This window comes from Stenotrophomonas sp. STEN031, from assembly GCF_056759975.1.
This window is the reverse complement of record NZ_JBRREA010000027.1, coordinates 31735-51515: the sequence shown is the minus strand read 5'-3', so window position 1 is coordinate 51515 and position 19781 is coordinate 31735. Positions and strand designations below refer to the sequence as shown.

The window sequence follows — 19781 nt, the reverse complement described above, 5'->3', positions numbered from 1 at the left end:
GTCAGCGTTCGTATCAGGCGGGGATTGGCACCGCGCGCAGCAGCGCGGCAATCACGTCATCGGCGCTCTTGTGCTCGGCCTCGGCGGCGAAGGACAGCAGCAGGCGATGGCGCATCACCGGTGCAGCCAAGGCCTGCACATCTTCGCGGGTGGCGGCAAAGCGGCCCTGCAGCAGGGCGCGCGCCTTGGCGGCCAGCACCAGCGATTGGCCGGCGCGCGGGCCGGCGCCCCATTTGATCCAGTTGTTCACTTCGGCCGGTGCGCCATCGCCGGGGCGGCTGGCGCGCACCAGACGGGTGATCCAGCTGAGCAGGTCGGGGCTGATGTGCACATCGCGCACGGCGGTCTGCAAGGCCTTCACCGCCTCGGCGTCCATCACCTTGGGTACGGCGCCGCTGTGGCTGCCGGTGGTCTGGGCGAGGATGTCGCGTTCTTCTGCTTCCGTCGGGTAGTCGACGCGGACGTGCAGCAGGAAGCGATCGAGCTGGGCTTCGGGCAGCGGATAGGTGCCGGCCTGTTCGATCGGGTTCTGCGTGGCCAGCACGAAGAACGGCGAGGGCAGGGCGTAGGTGGTGCCGGCGTAGCTGACGGTGCGTTCCTGCATCGCCTCCAGCAGCGCGGCCTGGGTCTTGGGCGGGGTGCGGTTGAGTTCGTCGGCCAGCAGCAGGTTGGTGAAGATCGGGCCCTGCTGGAAGCGGAACGCGCGCTTGCCGGTGCCATGGTCTTCTTCCAGCAGTTCGGTACCGAGGATGTCGCTGGGCATCAGGTCGGGGGTGAACTGCACGCGCCGGAACTGCAGCTCAAGCGCCTGGCCAAGCGAGCGCACCAGCAGGGTCTTGCCCAGCCCGGGTGCGCCTTCCAGCAGGCAGTGGCCGCCGGCCAGCAGGCCGATCAGCAGTTGTTCGACAACGGCGTGCTGGCCGACCACGGCCTGTGCGAGCGCGCTGCGCAGCTCGCTCAGGCGCGGCAGCAGGGAGTCGACATCGTGGCTGGGATCGGGGGCAGTCATGCGGTCACCTATGGGGTCAATGCGTCAGTGCGTACATCACGATGTTCACGCCGAACTTGGTGTTGTCTTCGGCCAGGAAGCGTTTGTTGCGCCAGTCGTAATCCCATTCGCAACCGTAGTCCTTGTTGCTGTAGAGCACGCCCAGCCGGCCATCGATCTCGATGCCCTTGAGGTAGTCGTGGACCAGGTCATCACCCCAGCCATTGAGTTCGAAACCGGTGGCCGGTGGGCCTTCGGGGAACTTGAAGAAGCTGTTGTAGATGGCGTGGGTATTGGGCAGCTTCTTCATTGCGTTGGCGCCGAAGATGCTGCGCATCTGTGCTTCGAAGGAGGTGGCGAACAGACCGTCGATGTCGTGGTTGCAGTCATCGACGAAGACGAAGCCGCCGTTGCGCACATAGCGCTCGAAGTTGCGCCGCTCTTCCGGGTTGAACTCGACCAGCTTGTGGCCGGCCAGGTAGCAGAACGGTGCGGCCAGCATCTTCGGGTCGGACAGTGCGATGACGTGTTCCTTGGGGTCCACGCGCAGGGTGGTGTAATCGACCAGCGAGGTGATCAGGTTGGACGGCATGCGCGCGTCCACGTCCCAGTCACCGGAGTCGTAGCGCAGGCGGGTAAACCAGAAGTCGTAGCGGCTGGCCTGCGCGCGCACGATGCCCGGCAACGCAGCGCTCACCGCGCCGCCCAGCAGCAGGTGAAGGAATTGCGCTCGCGTCAGACAGGGTGGGGACAAGGGCCACAATCTCAAAGTGCTGAAAGCCCCTCTCCCGCTTGCGGGAGAGGGGTTGGGGTGAGGGCGCTTTTGAAGCCCTTGAAGCAAGAGCTTTAAAAGCTTCCCCTCATCCGCCCCTTCGGGGCACCTTCTCCCGCAGGCGGGAGAAGGGATGAAGCAACTGCAACTGCAACTGCAACTTCAAATGCAAAAGGCAAAAGCCGAAGCTAGAAGCCAAAGCTAGAAGCCAAAGCTAGAAGCCAAAGCTAAAAGCAGAAGCTAAATGCCGAATTTAATAGCCGAAGTTAAAAGCCAAGGCCAAAGCGAAAACCAAAGCGAAAACCAAAGCGAAAACCAAAGCCAAGAGCAGAGCCCTTACACCGCATCCGACAACGACGTGAAGGTAAAGTCACGCAGCTTCATCGGCGGGATCATCATCACGAAGCTGGACTCATCACCGGCCACACGCACCGGCTTGCCCAGTTCATCGATGTTGTTGAGCATGATCACCGGCGATTCGTTGAAGCGGAAATTCTTCACCGGGTGCTTGATCTGGCCGTTCTCGATGTAGAACGTGCCGTCGCGGGTCAGGCCGGTCAGCAGCACGGTCTGCGGGTCGACCATGCGGATGTACCAGGTGCGGGTGACCAGGATGCCCTTCTCGGTGCCACGCACCAGCTCGGCAATCGACTTGGTGCCGCCGCTCATCAGCAGGTTGCCGGCGTTGGCGCTGGCGGTCTTGCCCTGCTTCTGCGCCCAGTAGCGCGAGTAGTCCAGGTTGGCGACCTTGCCGTTCTCGATGATGGCCATGCGCTCGCGTGCCATGCCCTCGCCATCCCACGGCAGTACCGGGGCTTCCGGGTGCCACGGGTCGGCGTACAGGTTCACCTTGGGGTCGTAGACCTGTTCGCCCAGCTTGTTGCCACCGCCCTTCTTGGACAGGAAGCTGCGGCCTTCATCGGCCGAGCGGGCGTCGAAGAAATTCATCATGAAGCTGATCAGGCCTGCAGCAGCAGCCGGCTCCAGGATGACCGTGTACTTGCCCGGCTCCAGGGCCTTGGCCTCGGCCGATTCGGTGGCCTTGCGCTTGGCGATCTCGATGTCCTGGTCGGCCTTGAAGTCGGACGCGTCCTTCAGGTTGCGACCCACCCAGCCCGAACCACGGCCGTCTTCGGTGCGCACCGTGCAGGTGTAATCGAAGCTGGTCGACTTCTGGTAGCCGAAGTTGCCGTTGCTGTTGGCGATGGCGACAAAGCCATTGCCGTCTTCCAGGAAGCCGGCGGCGATCAGGCCGTGTCCGCGGCAGGGAGCGATCGAATCGGCCGCGACCTTGGCGCGGAAATCCGGGTCGATCGCGGCGGTGGAGGCGCTGAAGGTGGGGCTGGGCTTATAGTCCTGCTTGCCGATGGCCGGCATGAACTCCGGGTTCTCCGGTGCCAGCTTGGCCAGGTCCTCGGCGCGCCGGACCACGCGCTCCAGTGAGGCGTCGTCGAACTCGTTGATCGAGGCCGTGCCCACGCGCTTGCCAAAGGCCACCTGCACGGCCAGTTCGGCGTTGCTGACGATGCCGCTGGTGGAGACGTTGTTCAGCGCGAAACGGATGTTGCCGCTGACCGAGCCGGCCAGCGTGGCGGTGCATTCATCGGCCTTGGACAGCGCGATGACCTTGTCCAGGATGGCCTTGGCTTCCTGTTCGGTGAAGATGCTCATGGTTCAGAAGCTCCTTGACGATCAGCCGAGGCTGCGCGCGGTATTGATGACGTTGATGCCGTCGAAACGGGCGGTGGACGAGCCGTGCGACACGGCCGAGACCTGGCCAGGCTGGCCCTTGCCGTCGAAGAACGAGCCGCCCAGGCGGTAGTCGCGTTCGTCGGCCACGGCACTGCAGGCGTTCCAGAACTCCGGGGTGCGGATCTGGTAGGCCACGTCTTCCAGCATGCGGGTGATCTGGCCGTTCTTGATCTCGTAGAACAGCTGGCCACCGAACTGCGCGTTGTAGCGCTGCTGGTCGATGGAGAACGAACCGTCACCGATGATGTAGATGCCGTTCTCGACGTTCTTGATCATGTCGGCCACCGACAACGGGGTCTTGCCCGGCGCCAGCGACACATTGGCCATGCGCTGGAACTGCACGCTGGACCAGGAGTCGGCATAGCAGCAGCCGTCCGACTCGGTCTTGCCCAGGATATGTGCCTGGTCACGGATGGTCTGGTAGTCGACCAGCTTGCCGTCGGTGATCAGCGGCCAGCGCTTGGTCTTGACGCCTTCGTCGTCGTAGGCCACCGCGCCCAGCGAGCCGGGCTGGGTCTTGTCGGCGAAGATGTTGACCTTGTCGCTGCCGTACTGGAAGTGCTGCTCGCGCTTGTCCAGGGTGGCGAAGCTGGTACCGGCGTAGTTGGCTTCGTAGCCGAGCACGCGGTCCAGTTCCAGCGGATGGCCAACAGCCTCGTGGATGGTCAGCCAGGTGTGCGAGGGGTCCAGCACCAGGTCGTACTTGCCCGGCTTGACCGACGGCGCCTTGAGCTTTTCCTGCGCCTGCTTGGCGGCGGCAATGGCGTCTTCGCGCATGTCGTAGGACTGGCCGTAGACGATGACGCCGTTCGGCAGCACGGTCTTGCCCGAGGCCTCGCCATCCAGGTATTCGAAGCCCAGGCCCATCGGCGAGGACAGGCCGTCGCGGGTGCGGAACTTGCCGCTGGCCTTGTCGATGGCGGTGACCGTCATCGGCGCCCAGATGCGGTGCACGTCCTGGTCGATGTAGGAACCATCGGTGGAGGCGAAGTACTTCTGCTCGTTGACCAGGAACAGCATGGAGTTGACGAAGCTGGCGCCGGCGCCGATGGCTGCGGCGTTCACGCCCAGCAGCAGGTCGGCCTTGTCCTTGATCGGCACTTCCATCGCGTTCTTCCTGATCGGCGTGCGCCAGCTGACCTCACCGTAGCCGGGCGCCTTGGCGAACTGCACCGGCGCGGTCTGCACCTTGGCATTGGCCTTGGCGATGGCAGCCGCCTGCTGCGTGGCCTTGACCACGCCGGCTGGGCTCAGGTCGTTGGTGGCGGCAAAGCCCCAGGCGCCGTTGACGATGACGCGGATGCCGGTGCCGGTGGACTCGGTGTTCACCACGTTCTGGACCTTGTCCTCGCGGGTGATCACGAACTGACGCAGGTAGCGGCCGATGCGCACGTCGCAATAGGTGGCGCCGGCGGCCTTGGCCGCATTCAGCGCGTCGTCGGCCAGGCGCTTCTTCAGGGCCGGGTCTAGCGCGGTCAGCAGTTGTTCGGCGGCGATGGCCTTGCCGAAGAAGGACGGCACCATCAGGCCGCCAGCGGTAAGCCCGGTCAGGGCAAGGAAGTCACGTCTCTGCAAGGCTGCTCTCCACGGGGCAAGGCCCGCAAGGCGGGCGCTACGGCAACAAACGACGATGGCTTCGCGGTGGTCTGCGAACCATTCGATTCTTGCGGGCCGGTGTTTGCAGCGGTAGTGACTTTAGGCATGGAAGCGCAGGGTTATTTGTACTTCTGCGAACGCCTCATCCCTCCCCAAGCTCCCCTTTCACCTGTTGCCAGAAGGACGCGGGCTTACTCCCTCCCTTTCGCATAGCGAAGGGGAGGGTGGGGGAGGGGTAGGCTTCTGCTCTGCTTGCTGGCAGGCAAGCAGGCAAAGCATCCAGTCACCCAACCACCTGCCCCAACACCTGCTGCAGCCACTCCACGAACACCCGCAACCGCTGCGACGGATGGCGGCGATGCGGGAACAGCAGATGCATCGGCATGGGGTCGGCGCGGTAGCCGGGCAGCACCTCCAGCAGCTTGCCGGCCGCCAATTCGGTGCCCACGTCGTAGGCGGGAATCTGGATCAGGCCCAGGCCGGCAAGGCAGCAGGCGATATAGGCCTCGGCACTGTTGACGGTGACGCGCCCGGCCAGGGGCTGGCTGCGAAGAATGCCGTTCTCGCGCCATTCCCAGGCCTCGACCCGGCCATTGCCGGGCGAGGCGTAGAGCACACCCCAATGCATGCCGAGCTGCGAGGGATGCATGGGCATGCCGTGCCGCTCCACATAGGCGGGGCTGGCCACATTGATCAGCGGCAATTGGCCAATGCCGCGTGCGACCAGGCGCGAGTCCTGCAGCGGCCCAACCCGCAGCGCGCAATCCACGCCGTCTTCGACCAGATCGATGCTGCGGTCGGTCATGCCCAACTCGACATCGATCTGCGGGTGCGCCTGCAGGAAGCCGGGCAAAGCAGGGGCGATGATCAGGCGGCCGATGCGGCCGGGCACATCCACCTTGAGCCGCCCGCTCAAACGCTGTGGCGATTGCCGGAACAACTGCTCGGCCTCGTCCGCATCGGCGATCAGCTGCTGGCAGCGCGCGTGGAACAGCAGCCCATCCTGGGTTGGCGTGACCTGGCGGGTGGTGCGATGGAGCAGGCGGGTGCCCAAGCGTTGTTCCAGCGTGCGCACCGCCTCCGACACGGTGGAGCGCGGCAGCTTGAGCTGATCGGCCGCGCGGGTGAAGCCAGCGCAGTCCACTACCCGCACAAAAACGCGATACAGCTCGATACGATCCATGGCGATTGTACGGATAGGCCGACAAGTGAAGTCAGAATGACCGTCTTTATCCGCAAATCCAAGTCGATAGGCTCTGTTGGCATTCCCCAAGCCACAGGAGTTCGCAATGACCGACCATCGCATCCACGGCAAGACCGTCCTCATTGCCGGCGGCGGCAAGAACCTGGGCGGCTTGTTGGCCCGCGACTTCGCCAAGCAGGGGGCCAGCAGCGTGGCCATCCACTACAACAGCGAGGCTGCGCGCGCCGAAGCCGAGGCCACGGCCGAGGCGGTGCGTGCGGCCGGCGCCAATGCGCATCTGTTCCAGGCCGACCTGACCTCGGCTGCGGCGATGGAGCAGTTGTTCGATGACGCCAAGCAGGCCATGGGCCGCATCGATATCGCCATCAACACGGTCGGCAAGGTGCTGAAGAAGCAGATGACACAGATCAGCGAGGCCGAGTTCGACGCCATGGATGCGGTGAACAACAAGACCGCGTTCTTCTTCCTCAAGGAAGCCGGCCGCAACCTCGCCGACAACGGCAAGGCATGCACGCTGGTGACGTCCTTGCTGGGTGCATTCACCCCGTTCTATTCCAGCTATGCCGGCACCAAGGCGCCGGTGGAGCATTACACCCGTGCGGCGGCGAAGGAATTTGGCGAACGTGGGATATCGGTGACGGCGATTGGCCCGGGACCGATGGATACCCCGTTCTTCTATCCTGCCGAAGGTGCCGATGCGGTCGCGTACCACAAGACTGCAGCGGCGCTGTCGCCGTTCTCCAAAACCGGATTGACCGACATTGAGGACATCGTGCCGTGGGTGCGCTTCCTGGTATCCGAGGGCTGGTGGATGACCGGGCAGACGATTCTGGTCAATGGTGGGTATACGACGCGCTGAAGCTGCTGATCTTCTCCCTTCGGGAGAAGGTGCCCCGAAGGGGCGGATGAGGGTAGGGACGAAGTCCGGTGGTGGGGATCAAAGACGACAACCGGGTCAAGTCGTGCTTGAGCATTCGCCGGTGCCCCCATCGCTATTGCTAGCAACCCCCTGCAGCGCGGCTTCGCCCGTACCCTCACCCCAACCCCTCTCCCGATGGGAGAGGGGCTTTGTATGCCACCCAAGTTTGCGATCTGATGGCCCCTCTCCCGCCTGCGGGAGAGGGGTTGGGGTGAGGGCAGCTTTACGCCTTACCCCAACGACCGCGCCGTATTGATGATGTTCACCCCATCAAAGCGCGTCGTCGCCGAACCATGCGACACCGCCGACACCTGCCCAGGCTGGCCCTTGCCGTCAAAGAACGAGCCGCCCATGCGGAAGTCACGCTCATCGCAGATCGCGCTGCAGGCATTCCAGAACTCCGGCGTGCGGATCTGGTAGGCCGCATCCTCGACCATGCCGGCAATCTCGCCATTCTTGATCTGGTAGCAGAGCTGACCACCAAACTGCGCGTTGTAGCGCTGCTGGTCGATGGAGTACGAACCACGGCCGTGGATATAGATGCCGTTCTCCACGTCCTTGACCATCTGCGCCGGGGTCAGCGACGTCTTGCCCGGCGCCAGTGACACGTTGGCCATGCGCTGGAACTGCACGCTCTTCCACGAATCGGCATAGCTGCAGCCGTGCGAGGCGTTCTCGCCGAGGATATGCACCTCGTCGCGGGTGGCCTGGTAATTGACCAGGATGCCGTCCTTGACCAGGTCCCACTTGCGCGTCTTCACGCCTTCATCGTCGTAGCCCACCGCACCCAGGCTATAGGGCGCGGTCTTGTCGGCGGTGAAGTTGACGATGTCGCTGCCCCAGCGGAAACCGGCATCGCGCTTGTCCAGCGTGGCGAAGCTGGTGCCGGCGTAGTTGGCTTCGTAGCCAAGCACGCGGTCCAGCTCCAGCGGGTGGCCGACGTTTTCGTGGATGGTCAGGAACAGGTTGGACGGGTCCAGCACCAGGTCGTATTTGCCCGGCTTCACCGACGGGGCGGTGAGCTTGGCGCGTGCCTGCCTGGCCGCGGCGATGGCGTCTTCAACCGGGTCGTAGGTATGGCCGTAGCCGATCACGCCACCAGGCAGCTGATGCTTGTCGGCGGCGTTGCCGTCCAGGAATTCCCAACCCATGCCGGCAGGCGCCGACAGTCCGGCGCGGGTGCGGAACTTGCCGCTGGCCTTGTCGATGGCGGTGGCGGTGAACGGCAGCCAGATGCGGTGCACGTCCTGGTCGATCCAGGAGCCGTCGCTGGAGGCGAAGTACTTCTGCTCGTTGACCAGGAACAGCTGCGAATTGATGAAGTTGGCACCGGCATTGATCGCCGCCGCATTGATCGACAGCAGCAGCTCGACCTTGTCCTTGACCGGTACCGCCATCGCGTTCTGGCGGATGGGCGTCTTCCATTGCACCTCGCCCACGCCCGGCGTGGGTGCCAGCTGCACCGGCTTGGTCTGGATCTTCGCGTTGGCCCTGGCAATGGCAATCGCCTGCGCCACGGCGGCGGCCACGCCCTGCGGGGTGGACTGGTTGCTGGCGGCAAAGCCCCAGGCGCCGTTGACGATCACGCGGATGCCGACCCCGGCCGACTCGCTGTTGGTGACGTTCTGCACCTTGTCTTCGCGGGTGACGATGGCCTGGTTGAGGTAGCGGCCGATGCGCACGTCGCAGTAACTGGCACCGCCCTGCTTGGCCAGCGCCAGCACGGTGTCGGCCAGCAGTTTCTTCTTGGCCACATCGGCCGGTGCCAGCAACTCCTCGGCCGCGATCAGCTGGGCATTGGGCAGCATGAACCCGGCGAGGCCGAGGCCGGAAAGCGAAAGAAACTGACGGCGTTGCATGAGCGGTAGAACTCCAGGGCCAGCGATGCCTTGCACCGCACAGGACCTTGGAATCTCGGCGCGGCAGGGGTTCACACACAAGTGACCATGGTCATGCATGGCGGTAAACAGCCACTGCGGCACAATCTGCCACGCATCCCCAAGGCCCCAAAACGATGACCAGCAAGCCCTACTCCGAATCCTGCGAGCGCAACAGCGCGCCCATCCTGCAGGTGCTGCAACAGCACCTGGGCCAGGCCCGCGCTGTATTGGAGATCGGCAGCGGCACCGGCCAGCATGCCGTGCACTTCGCCGGCGCGATGCCCTGGCTGCGCTGGCAGGCCAGTGATCACCGCGACTACCTGCCCGGGATACACCAGTGGCTGGACGAGGCGGTGCTGCCCAACACGCCCGCGCCGCTGGAACTTCAGGCCGTGATTGGCGAAGGCCTGCAGCCCTTGCCGCCGCTGCCGGTGCATGACGGCGTTGCCGGCTTCGATGCGGTGTTCAGTGCCAACACCCTGCACATCATGGGCTGGGAAGAAGTACAGGCGCTGTTCGCCGGGCTGCCGTCGCTGATGGCGCCAGATGGGTTGTTCATCGCCTACGGGCCGTTCAACTACAACGGTGCCTTCACCAGCGACAGCAACCGCAACTTCGATGGCTGGCTGAAGGCGCGTGATCCGCGCTCTGGTATTCGCGACTTCGAGTCGGTTGATGCCTTGGCTCGCGCGCAACAGCTGGAGCTGCGCGACGACGTGGCGATGCCGGCCAACAACCGCTGCCTGGTATGGCGACGGGTGCGTGTTTGAAGCCGGGCGGGCTAGGATGCAGTGACTTCAGGCAAGGGGCGGGGCGTGATGCAGGGACGTAAGTGGTTGGTGGCGATGGTGCTGGGCCTTGCCCCGCTGGCATGTGCGCAGGCGCAGCCGCTGGATGCACGGGCGGCGGCGATGCAGGTACAGGCAAGCTATCCGGGCGTCATCGAGCTGGAGGTGGATGCCAGCGATATCCAGCGCCGCATCCAGCGGGTGCATCAACGTATCCCGGTATCGGCCGGCGCGCTGACGCTTTGGTACCCGCAGTGGATTCCAGGCAATCACGCGCCAACCGGCCCGATCAACCAGATGGCCGGGCTGGTCATCCGCGGCAACGGCCAGGTGCTGCAATGGACGCGTGACTCCGGCGACATGTATGCCTTCAAGCTGCAGGTGCCCGAAGGTGTCAGCGTGCTGGATATCGAATTCCAGTACCTCTCGCCAACCGCCAGCGACCAGGGCCGGGTGGCGATGACACCGAACATGCTCGACCTGCAATGGCATCGCGTGCTGTTGTACCCGGCCGGCTATGACGCACGCGGGATCCAGGTAAAGCCCAGCCTGCGCCTGCCCGACGGTTGGCAGAGTGGCACCGCGCTGGACGTTGCACAGCGCAGCGGCGGCAACGAGCAGTACGCACCGGTGTCGCTGATGACCTTGATCGACTCACCGGTATTCGCCGGCCAGTACTTCAAGCGCTTCGCACTGGATGATGCGTCGAAGCAACCGGTGTGGCTGGACGTGGTGGGCGAGAACCCGCAGGGCCTGCAGGCCGATGCCAAGGTGCTTGATGCGCACCGCGCGCTGGTGCGCGAGGCCGACGCGGTATTCGGTTCGCGCCCGTACACACGCTACAACTTCCTGCTGGCGGTATCGAACGTGTTCAGCGGCATCGGCCTTGAGCATGCGCAGAGCAGCGAGAACGGCATGCACGACGGCTACCTGCGTGGTGAGCGGCCGTTCCTCGACAACGACCTGCTGCCGCACGAGTATGCGCATGCATGGGTAGGCAAGGCCTGGCGTCCACGCCCGACCTGGGTGCCGCATTACAACGCACCGATGCACAACGACGAGTTGTGGATGTACGAGGGCCAGACCCAGTACTGGGCGGTGGTATTGGCCGCCCGCTCCGGGCTGTGGAAGCCGGACTACGCGATGGCGATGCTGGCCCAGCTGCAGGCCAACTACGCAACCCAGCCGGGCCGGCAATGGCGCGACCTGCACGACACCGTGCACCAGGGCATCCTCGATTTCAATTCCAAGCCGCAGGCATGGGCCGACTGGCAGCGTGCATTCGAGTTCTACAACGAGAGCACCCTGCTATGGCTGGGCGTGGATGCACGCCTGCGCAGTCTTTCCAAAGGCAAGGTGACGCTGGATGATTTCGCCAAGCGCTTCCATCAGGGCGGCAAGCAGGGCGATATCCGCCTGTATGACCGCGCCGATGTGATGCAGGGCTTGGAATCAGTACAGCCCGGCAACTGGGATGCCTTCATCGGCAGCCGATTGGACGCACGCGATGGCAAGGCGCCGGATGGCTTGGCAGCAGCCGGTTGGGAACTGTACTTCGACGACCAGCCCAACCTGGTGGTGGCCGACGGCGAGACCGATGGCGTGACCGATCTGCAGTACTCGCTGGGCCTGAAGATTGGCAGCGATGGCGTGCTGCAGGCCGTGGGCTGGGACAGCCCAGCGTTCAAGGCGGGCTTGGCCAAGGACGTGACGATTGTTGCGGTGAATGGCCTGGCGTACAGCGGCGGCCGGATCAAGCAGGCGCTGATTGACGGCAAGCAGAACGGCACGCCGATCGAATTGATCGTGCGCCAGGCGGACAGCTTCCGCACCGTGCATATCGATTACCGCGACGGGCTGCGATATCCGCATCTGCGGCGGATTGCGGGGACGGCGGATTTGTTGACGCGGATTTTGGCGGCGAAGCGGTAACGAACCACCAGCGCCGCTAGCTATCCCTTCTCCCGCTTGCGGGGTTAAGAACAGGCGCTTACGAGCCAACGGCTCGTGACTGTTCGTACGCCTCGCGTGCTACGCGGGGCCGGGGCGCGGAGCGAGGTGCCCCGAAGGGGCGGATGAGGGGAAGCTTTTAAAGCGTTGGGTCTGCTCGCTAGAAGCTTCCCCTCACCCCAACCCCTCTCCCGTAAACGGGAGAGGGGCTACCAGCGTCCCTGGTGCTCGTAGGCGTCAGTACTCGATCCGATACCCAACCCCAAACGTACGCCCCTGAGCCGGCACGCTCGACAACTTGCCGTAGGTCGCTTCCGCCTGCTGGCCATAGACCGTCTTGTAGTCGCGATCAGCCAGGTTGTAGACGCCCACGCTGAAACGCCCACCGGCCAGCGGCAGCTCACCAATCAGATCAAACACCGCATAACCGCGGATCTTCGCCGCCGGTGTCGCGCGGATGGTCGGGCTGACCGAGGCCAGCTGCGCATCACGCCACGCATCATCGGTGCCACCGACGGCCTGCCCCTGCAAACGCAGCAGACTGTCATTGGCAAACCGCCACTCCCCATGCACGCCTGCTTTCAACGGCGATACACGGAATGCATTGAGTTCGCGCCACTGGCCGGCCGCATCACGGTACTGGCCGCGGGTGCTGGCGACGCTGGCACCCAGCTCCAGCTGCGCGGTCGGCGTATAGCGCAGGTTGGCTTCCACGCCGTACACGCGCTCGTCGGTATCGGCCACTGACACGCTGTAGTTGCGGTTGAACTGCACGGTCTTGTCCGAGCGGTTGTAGAACGCGGTCACCGCACTCTGCAGCTGCGCATTGTTCAAGCGCCAGCCCAGTTCGTAGTTGTCGACCTTGATCGGGCCGATGTTGCGGCTGTCGATGACGAAGTTGGCTGGCACGTCGCGCAGCATGCGCTGCGTATCGGGCAGGCTGAAACCCTGCGAGAAGTTGGCGAACAACTGCTGCGCATCGCTGAACTTGTAGACCACGCCGGCATTGAACAGCGTCTGCGAATGGCGCACGCGGCCACCGGCCAGCAACTGCGGCTGATAGCCAGCCACTGCGTCGGCGGTGATCGCCTCGGTGTAGGGCAGCGAATCGTCCACGTTGTTGCGCAGGATCTGGTGGCGCACGCCGGCCTGCACACTGAAGCGCTCGCTCAGCGCGTGATCGGCCTGCAGGAACAGGCCGGTGGTATCAACCCGTACATCCGGGCCCATCGCGTACTGCGCGGTCGGCACGTAGTTCAGGCCATTGCTGGCGATGAAGGTGTTGATGTCGTACATCTGCCCGCGCTGGCTGTCCTCTTCGCGCTCATGGTCAACGCCGTAGGACAGCTGCAGGCTGCGTCCGCCGATATCAAAACCCTTGTGCAGGGCGCTGCGCAGGCCCCAGACGTCGATGTCGGTATTGGACTGCATGGCCACATAGGCATAGCCACCGGGCAACGCCGGATGCACCAGTGTCGACACCGACGGGAACCAGCGGCCCTGCTCATTGCGGTAATAAGCTTCCACGCTCAGCTCCTGGCCGCCGAGCACATCGCGGTTGCGGTACTGCGCATTGATGCCCTGGTGGCGGGTACGCGGCTGGGCGTTCAACTGCAGGCCACCGACGGCATTGTGGCTGGGCTGGAAAGCGGGGTTGAACAGCACTGCCAGGCGCGGGCCGTAGTCAGGGCCGTAGTCGCTGTCCTGCTGGTCGTCATACCAACGCAGGCCCACGCTGAGCTGCTGGGCGGAGGTAAGCGCCCATTCAAGGCGCGCGTTGAGTTCCTTGGTCTCGGTGTCCTGGCGGTCGGTCTGGGCGATCTCCGGGCCGATGCGGCGGCCATGCGCATCCAGCGATGCGCCCTGGCGGCCATAGGCGATACCGAAGGCGCCGCTGAAGCTGTCACCGCGCACGGTCATGGTCTGCGCGGCGTTCCAGGCCAGGTTGTCGCTGGATACATCCGAGGGCGTGCGCAGGCCGAGCTGGCTGGCCAGCTGCACCGGCGCATCGCCCGGCTGCAGGGTGATGATGTTGATGATGCCGCCGCTGGCGCCGGCGCCGTACAACGCGGTGGCACCGGAGATCACCTCGATGCGCTCGATCATCGTCGGCGAGATGCTGTTGAGCTGGCGTGAGCCATCGCGTGCGCCAGTCAGCGGCACGCCATCGATCATCACCTGCACGCTGCGGCCACGCATGGTCATGCCGTAGTTGCTGGTGGTGCCACTGGCCGGTGCCAGTGACGGCACCAGCTGGCCAAGTATGTCGGCAGTGCTGCGGCCGGCAGCGGTCTGCTGGGCGATCTGCTCGCGCTCGATGGCGTACACGGTGCCGGCGATCTCGGCCACGCTGCGTGCGCCGCGCACGGCGGTGACGCTGACGGCATCCAGCTGGCGGGTGCCGCTGGTGGTGTTGGCCTGTGCTGCCAGCTGGCCGCTGATGGCCAGGCTCAGCAGGGCGAGCGGAAGCGTTGCTGCGGTATGCCGCATGGTGTCCTCGGAACGTATCAGGGAGAAGAAGGGGAGGGCGCGAAGCGGCGCAGCAGCGGCCGGCACAACAGCAACCCAAGCGCGGAGACGATCGCCAGCGCCACGTAATAAGCGGGGTAACCCAGGCCCTTGGCGAGGAAGCCGGACAAGGCACCACCGATGAAGAAGATCAGCAGTTCGAAGCACACCAGCAGGGTGAAGTCGGTGCCGGCCTGCTCGCGCGAGCTGATCTGCATGAACAGGGCATACAGGCTGGTCATGGCGACATAGCGCAGGGCCAGCAGGGCGATCACCAGTGCGCCCAGCCCAAACTGCGAGGAGGCAAGCACACCGCTGTACAGCAGGCCCGCCAGCAGCACATACAGCAGCGTGCGCCACCAGCCGGCGTGCATCAGCAGCTGTTCGGCGCTGCGCTGCTTGAGCAGCCAGGCCGCGCCCACCGCAGCCAACATGCCAACGCCGGCACCGCCCACCGAGATCAGCAGGCCGATCTCGGTCAGGCTCCACTTCTGGTCGACCAGCAGCGGATTGACCATCGCCATCGCCGGTGCTTCCACCATGCGATACAGCACGATCAGCAGCAGCGCCCAGCGCAGCTCGGGCCGGCGCAGCGCACGCAGCACGCTCGGCCGCTGGCTGGCGGCCGGTCGCGGCACTTCGTTGATCTGCTGCACGGCGAACAGGGTCAGGGCACTCATCGCCGCCAGACTCAGCAGGGCCACGTTCCAGCCGCGCGTTTCATACAGCCACAGCACGCCGGCACCGCCGACCATGCTGCCCAGCGCCACGCCTACGCTCTGCGCCATGCTGCCGAGGCGGTGCTCGGCCGGTGCCAATGCTTCCACCGTATAGCCATCGATGGCGATGTCCTGGGTGGCGGCAATGGTGGAGATCCACATGCCGACCAGCACGAACACGGTCAGGCCATGGTCCAGCCCGGTGAAGGCCAATACCAGAATGCCGACCAGCAACAACAACTGGGTCAGCCACAACCAACTGCGCCGACGTCCAAGGGCTGGCAGATGCCAGCGGTCCACCAGCGGCGCCCACAGGAACTTGAACGCCCACGGCAGGTAGAGCAGCGACAACATGCCGATCCAGCGCAGGTCCACGCCCTGGCTGCGCAGGATGGCCGGCACTGCCACGTTGTAGAAATACAGCGGCAGCGCGTGGGCCATGTACAGCACCACGATCACGCCCAGACCGAAACCGGAGGCGGCAGCGCGCTCAGTGCGCATCGGCCTGCTCCAGCTGCTGGCCGACCCAGCGCATGCCATCGGCATCATCGGTGGTGACGTAATAGGGCACGCCCCAGGCCGCATGCAGGGCCGGCGTATCCAGCCGCTGCTGCTCGGCCGCGCTGCTGGCAATGCGCACCAACCCCTTGCAGTAAACGCGGAAGGCGGGTTTGTGCTGCTTGTACCAGACCGCCTGGATGGCGCGGTAATCGTCACTGAAGCTGGCGCCGGGCACGGTGCTGGCGATGAAGTAGAACGGCGTGGCGGCCGCGATCAAATCCTCCACACGCTGCAGCCAATGGCGGATCTCGTCCGCGCTGACTTCATCGTGGAAGACGGCGCGGACCACGGCCGCCTGCTTGATCGTCAAACCCATTGCCACTTGCCTTCACTGAATACGGGGCAGGGCCGTCCATACGCGGCCCCTCAAATAAGAATAGTTATCAATACCATTGAAAGTTTAGGCGCAGCGAAGGAAAATTTAGGCAGGACCACATTCCGGGATGCCCTGCATGCAGGTTTTCACCTGCGCCGAACTGATGACCGCAGCCCACGCGCTGGGCGGGCAGGTTGATTTCAATGCCGGCATGGCCGACGCCACGCCGGTGCTGGCCGGCTGGCAGCAGGTGCACGCGCTGGACGATGGCGTGTCGCTCTACCTGAGCCGCAGCCGCGACATGGTGGGCGGCTGCAGCCACAACCGCCTGGCAGCGGGCATCACTGCCGGTTTTCTGGTGGATGGCGAGGCCGACCTTGCCATCGGCAAGCATCGCTTGCGGCTGGAAGGCAGCCATCGGCGCATGCCGACCATGTTGGTCCACCTGCGTGAGGAAGACAGCTTCCAGCGGCATTGGCAGGCTGGGCGACAGGAAGGCAAGGTCAGCCTGCACCTCAGCGATGACTGGTTGCAGCGGCAGCTACAGGCCGACTCCCGTGGCAGTGCCCGATTGGCGCGCGTTTGTAATGGCCACGCCGACAACCATGCATGGCGGCCACCGGCGCCGTTGCTGCGGCGTGCAGCGCAACTGCTGGAGAACAAGACCGGTTCGCTGCCATTGCTGCGCCGCCTGCAGCAGGAAAGCTTTGCCCTGGAGCTGGCGGCGGATGTGCTGCAGACACTGGCAAGCGAAGGCAACGAAAAACCCTTGGGCTCACACCTGCAGCGCTGCGTCACCCGCCTGCACCAGTGGTTGCAAAGTGGAGAGGCCGACACACTGAGCATCACGCAGATGGCTCGCCAGCTCGGCACCAATGCAGTTGACCTGCAGCGTGGATTCCAGCGTTGCCATGGCCAAAGCATCGCCAACTACCAGCGCGAGCTGCGGCTGGAACGCGCCCGACAGGCGCTGTTGCGCCAGCGCGTTCCCGTGGATGTGGCCGCCACCATCGCCGGCTACGCGCACACCAGCAGCTTCAGCGCCGCGTTCAAGCGCCAGTACGGCACATCACCCTCACAGCTGAAGTAGCCAACACAGTGCTGTAGACGCTGCAGCGGTTGTGGGAATTGTGGGGATTGTGGGAGCGGCGTAAGCCGCGAAGCCACCAAACCCAAACGCCTGCACGGTGCGTGCATCCAATGATGCCTGCTGGCAGCGAACGAACTGATCAACAAACGCGCAGAACGTGATCATCGCGCCGAACGTTCCGATAGACAGCTCGTGGCATAAAGCCACCCCACCGCGCGACGCAGCAGCTGCATGTTGCATACAGAGCTCACACCGACTTCGTGCACTTCTTGTAGCCGACCACGATGCCAATTCATACCGATGAATTGGCAATTCGAAGACCCCATTGCATGACCATCACCGCAGAAGCGAACGCCTGTTCACCCGCATATTTTCACCTCGCATCTGCATAGATGACTGCGCACGTCACGCGTTGGTCCATCAAATTCAACGGCGTTCATTGAGCTTGCTGAATTCAAGTCACTGCGGTGCTCATTCAAGCACCTTCACAGTTCATTTATCTGTGCAAACGTCAGCTGAAAGCGCATAACGCTGCTCTGCAGAAACGTAGCTATATTCGAGATCCCCCAAGCGAAGGAGGAAGTGGAATGTTCATGACCAAACAAAAAATGGTGATGGCGCGTACGCTCGGCGTGGCAGTCGTCGTCATGAGCCTGGCATCCTGTGCAACCTATAAAGAAGAGTTTGCAGGGATCAACTCACGCCTCGACCAACTCGACACGAGGGTACAGGGCGCGGCACAAAGCGCCGAGTCCGCCAATCAGTCCGCACAGCAGGCCAACCAACGACTGGATCAAATTGAAGGTCGCGTCCAGCAACTCGAAAGGGCACCACGCCGCACACCGCGCGGCTGATCGCTCCGTTCGACTCACGATGAATACCTGAATTCAGGATCCGGTGGCCTTTACCGGCCACTGGTTTCCTCCCCTCGATCAGTCTTCATTGCAAGGAACCGTCCCATCCGCACGTACACATACCCTGCAATCCTCGCCGCCTTTGGCGTGCTGGCGTTCGCGAGCATCGACGCGGCCAGCGCCAAGGATGCGACCGTGCAGCAAACGGCAACTGCCGTCGATCAGCTTCCGCCGGACCAGAAGGTGTCCGACACGGTGATTGAACTCGCCGGCTGGGTTGTCGCAAGCAAGGACAACCAGGGCTATCCCTTCGCGATCATGGACAAGGCCGCTGCACAGATCCTGGTGTTCAGTGGTGACGGCCGACTGCGCGGTGCCACGCCCGGACTGTTTGGCTCGGCAACCGGCGATCACGTAGCCCCAGGCGTTGCCGGCCTCGCGCTGCGCGAGATTCCGGGCCGCGACCGCACCACACCTGCGGGTCGTTTCATCGGCGGCTTCGGCCCCTCGCTCGATGCGGGCCGCGTGCTGTGGGTGGACTACGATTCCGCAGTCTCCATCCATCCCACCGCTACCGGCGTACCTGCCGAGCGCCGCGCAGAGCGCCTCGCATCGCCAACGCCGGACGATAACCGCGTCACCCACGGCTGCATCAACATCGCGCCGGACTTCTACGAGCAGATCGTCAGCCCGACATTCGAGCGCGGCGGCCTGTTCTACATCCTGCCGGACAAGGACAGCCTGGAAGCGACCTTCCCGGAATTCGCAAAGAGTCGCGCAGCCGGGAAAGACAGCGAAGGAAAACATGCAGGGCGCTGAAGAAGGTGCCCTGCGTGCACATCCGCATCAGCAGCGAGAGGCTCCTTCTTTTGTAGGAGCGGCGTAAGCCGCGAAGCAAGCACCGCCTACCGACCTACCAATGCAACAGAATCAATCCACAGTCCTATCAACGAAACCGCGCGTATAAGGCAACACTTCAAGACTACGACGATCCACCTGCGCCAAAACCTCGTTGAAACCAAACGCAGGCTCCCAACCCAAGGCCCGCCGCATAGCGGCATTGTCGTATACCCGATCAATGACCGAAGGCAGCGGCCAACCACGCCGCTCATGCTCGGCAACCAACCCCGGGCAACGCAGACGCAGCACTTCAACGGCATCACGCCCCAACTGCTCAAGGTCCTCCCGCCGAAACGGCGTCGAGCCGCTGACGATTAATTTACTGAATGATCCAGCCGGCAACGCCAACGCCGCCACATGCGCATCAGCAACATCGCGGACATCAATACCGCGATGCAGGCGCAGCACCGACATCTGATCCGCAGGCTGCGGGAAGCAGCGCGACATGCGGATGACGCTGCGTGTGAGCTCACCACCAGACCAATCGGCCAGGATCTGCTCGGCAGCCAGCTTGGTGCGGTGATACACCGTCTTGGGCTGCGGCGTCACGGATTCGTCGATCCATGTGCAACCCTGCTCGGCGACAGCATCGCCATACAGTGCGGTGGTGCTGGTATAGATCACCCGCTTCACCCCCGCCTGCTGTGCAGCCTCCAGTAACTGCTGCACACCCGCCACATTGACCCGCTCGAACTCGCGATCAGATACAAGGCCGACGTGCGGCGCGTGGTACGAGGCGGTGTGGAAAACCACATCCACGCCCTGCAATGCTTGTTGCAGCAGCCGGGCATCGGTGAAGTCACCAATAAGCGACGAGCAGGAGAATGGGGAGCGGTCGAGGCCAACGACCTGATGGTTTGCGGCAACCGCGTTGTAAATTGCGCGGCCAATCCGGCCGGAGCTACCGGTGATAAGAGCTTTCACGGAAAAGTACATCTGGCGCCCGGGATCTGCCGGGATGGGGGCATGGTAAATCCATTGCTA

16 protein-coding genes are annotated in these 19781 nt (G+C 64.0%); 6 read left to right on the top strand and 10 right to left on the bottom strand.

The features are described 5' to 3' along the window. Window positions 1–13 precede the first annotated feature (13 nt). From ACVOLQ_RS13280 to ACVOLQ_RS13260, 5 genes are all read right to left on the bottom strand, one after another. Window positions 14–1009, bottom strand: a complete 996-nt coding sequence (locus ACVOLQ_RS13280) for an AAA family ATPase (RefSeq protein ID WP_481528330.1) — start codon at window positions 1007–1009, stop codon at window positions 14–16. Window positions 1010–1025: 16 nt separating this feature from the next. Beyond that, entirely contained in the window at window positions 1026–1727 is a 702-nt protein-coding gene (locus ACVOLQ_RS13275; protein WP_481528336.1) for a DUF4159 domain-containing protein, read from the bottom strand. Between the two features lie 369 nt (window positions 1728–2096). Then, a complete protein-coding gene (locus ACVOLQ_RS13270; RefSeq protein ID WP_313173879.1) occupies window positions 2097–3431 on the bottom strand; it encodes a TldD/PmbA family protein in 1335 nt (444 codons plus the stop codon). Window positions 3432–3452: 21 nt separating this feature from the next. Continuing rightward, window positions 3453–5087: a TldD/PmbA family protein gene (locus tag ACVOLQ_RS13265; RefSeq protein WP_481528329.1), complete on the bottom strand. Its 1635-nt coding sequence runs from the start codon at window positions 5085–5087 to the stop codon at window positions 3453–3455. Window positions 5088–5391: 304 nt separating this feature from the next. Beyond that, window positions 5392–6291 carry a LysR family transcriptional regulator gene (locus tag ACVOLQ_RS13260; RefSeq protein WP_313173881.1) on the bottom strand — a complete coding sequence of 300 codons (900 nt, stop codon included), beginning with the start codon at window positions 6289–6291 and terminating at the stop codon, window positions 5392–5394. Window positions 6292–6397: 106 nt separating this feature from the next. Between ACVOLQ_RS13260 and ACVOLQ_RS13255 the strand changes: the two genes are divergently transcribed. Further along, on the top strand, window positions 6398–7171 hold the full coding sequence (locus ACVOLQ_RS13255) for an SDR family oxidoreductase (protein ID WP_481528328.1): 774 nt from the start codon (window positions 6398–6400) through the stop codon (window positions 7169–7171). Window positions 7172–7461: 290 nt separating this feature from the next. Here ACVOLQ_RS13255 and ACVOLQ_RS13250 read toward each other — a convergent pair whose 3' ends face one another. Beyond that, on the bottom strand, window positions 7462–9090 hold the full coding sequence (locus ACVOLQ_RS13250) for a TldD/PmbA family protein (RefSeq protein ID WP_481528327.1): 1629 nt from the start codon (window positions 9088–9090) through the stop codon (window positions 7462–7464). Between the two features lie 155 nt (window positions 9091–9245). Between ACVOLQ_RS13250 and ACVOLQ_RS13245 the strand changes: the two genes are divergently transcribed. Continuing rightward, the gene (locus ACVOLQ_RS13245; RefSeq protein WP_481528326.1) at window positions 9246–9881 is read left to right on the top strand and encodes a DUF938 domain-containing protein; all 636 of its coding nucleotides are present in this window, start codon (window positions 9246–9248) and stop codon (window positions 9879–9881) included. Between the two features lie 48 nt (window positions 9882–9929). Next, window positions 9930–11831, top strand: coding sequence for a M61 family metallopeptidase (locus ACVOLQ_RS13240; RefSeq protein WP_481528325.1), 1902 nt, complete (start codon window positions 9930–9932; stop codon window positions 11829–11831). Between the two features lie 255 nt (window positions 11832–12086). Here the strand turns inward: ACVOLQ_RS13240 and ACVOLQ_RS13235 are convergent, their stop codons facing one another. Genes ACVOLQ_RS13235 through ACVOLQ_RS13225 form a run of 3 tightly spaced genes read right to left on the bottom strand, consistent with a single transcriptional unit; the run spans window position 12087 to window position 15953 of the window. Beyond that, window positions 12087–14339 carry a TonB-dependent receptor gene (locus ACVOLQ_RS13235; protein ID WP_481528324.1) on the bottom strand — a complete coding sequence of 751 codons (2253 nt, stop codon included), beginning with the start codon at window positions 14337–14339 and terminating at the stop codon, window positions 12087–12089. 17 nt (window positions 14340–14356) lie between these two features. Beyond that, window positions 14357–15577: an MFS transporter gene (locus tag ACVOLQ_RS13230; RefSeq protein WP_481528323.1), complete on the bottom strand. Its 1221-nt coding sequence runs from the start codon at window positions 15575–15577 to the stop codon at window positions 14357–14359. After that, window positions 15567–15953: a hypothetical protein gene (locus tag ACVOLQ_RS13225; RefSeq protein WP_481528322.1), complete on the bottom strand. Its 387-nt coding sequence runs from the start codon at window positions 15951–15953 to the stop codon at window positions 15567–15569. Before ACVOLQ_RS13225 ends, ACVOLQ_RS13230 begins: the two co-directional genes overlap by 11 nt. A 136-nt stretch (window positions 15954–16089) precedes the next feature. Here ACVOLQ_RS13225 and ACVOLQ_RS13220 point away from each other — a divergent pair, with 136 nt between their 5' ends. The 3 genes from ACVOLQ_RS13220 (at window position 16090) to ACVOLQ_RS13210 (ending at window position 18716) form a co-directional block, all read left to right on the top strand. After that, window positions 16090–17043 (top strand): helix-turn-helix transcriptional regulator, encoded by a 954-nt coding sequence (locus tag ACVOLQ_RS13220; RefSeq protein WP_481528321.1) that lies wholly within the window; start codon window positions 16090–16092, stop codon window positions 17041–17043. A gap of 587 nt (window positions 17044–17630) precedes the next feature. Beyond that, complete coding sequence (locus ACVOLQ_RS13215) at window positions 17631–17897, top strand: hypothetical protein (protein WP_296249044.1); 267 nt, start codon at window positions 17631–17633, stop codon at window positions 17895–17897. Window positions 17898–18044: 147 nt separating this feature from the next. Next, window positions 18045–18716: a hypothetical protein gene (locus tag ACVOLQ_RS13210; RefSeq protein ID WP_343239660.1), complete on the top strand. Its 672-nt coding sequence runs from the start codon at window positions 18045–18047 to the stop codon at window positions 18714–18716. 111 nt (window positions 18717–18827) lie between these two features. On the opposite strand, the gene ACVOLQ_RS13205 is transcribed toward ACVOLQ_RS13210, so the two are convergent. Continuing rightward, complete coding sequence (locus tag ACVOLQ_RS13205) at window positions 18828–19721, bottom strand: NAD-dependent epimerase/dehydratase family protein (protein WP_481528320.1); 894 nt, start codon at window positions 19719–19721, stop codon at window positions 18828–18830. Window positions 19722–19781: the final 60 nt, after the last annotated feature.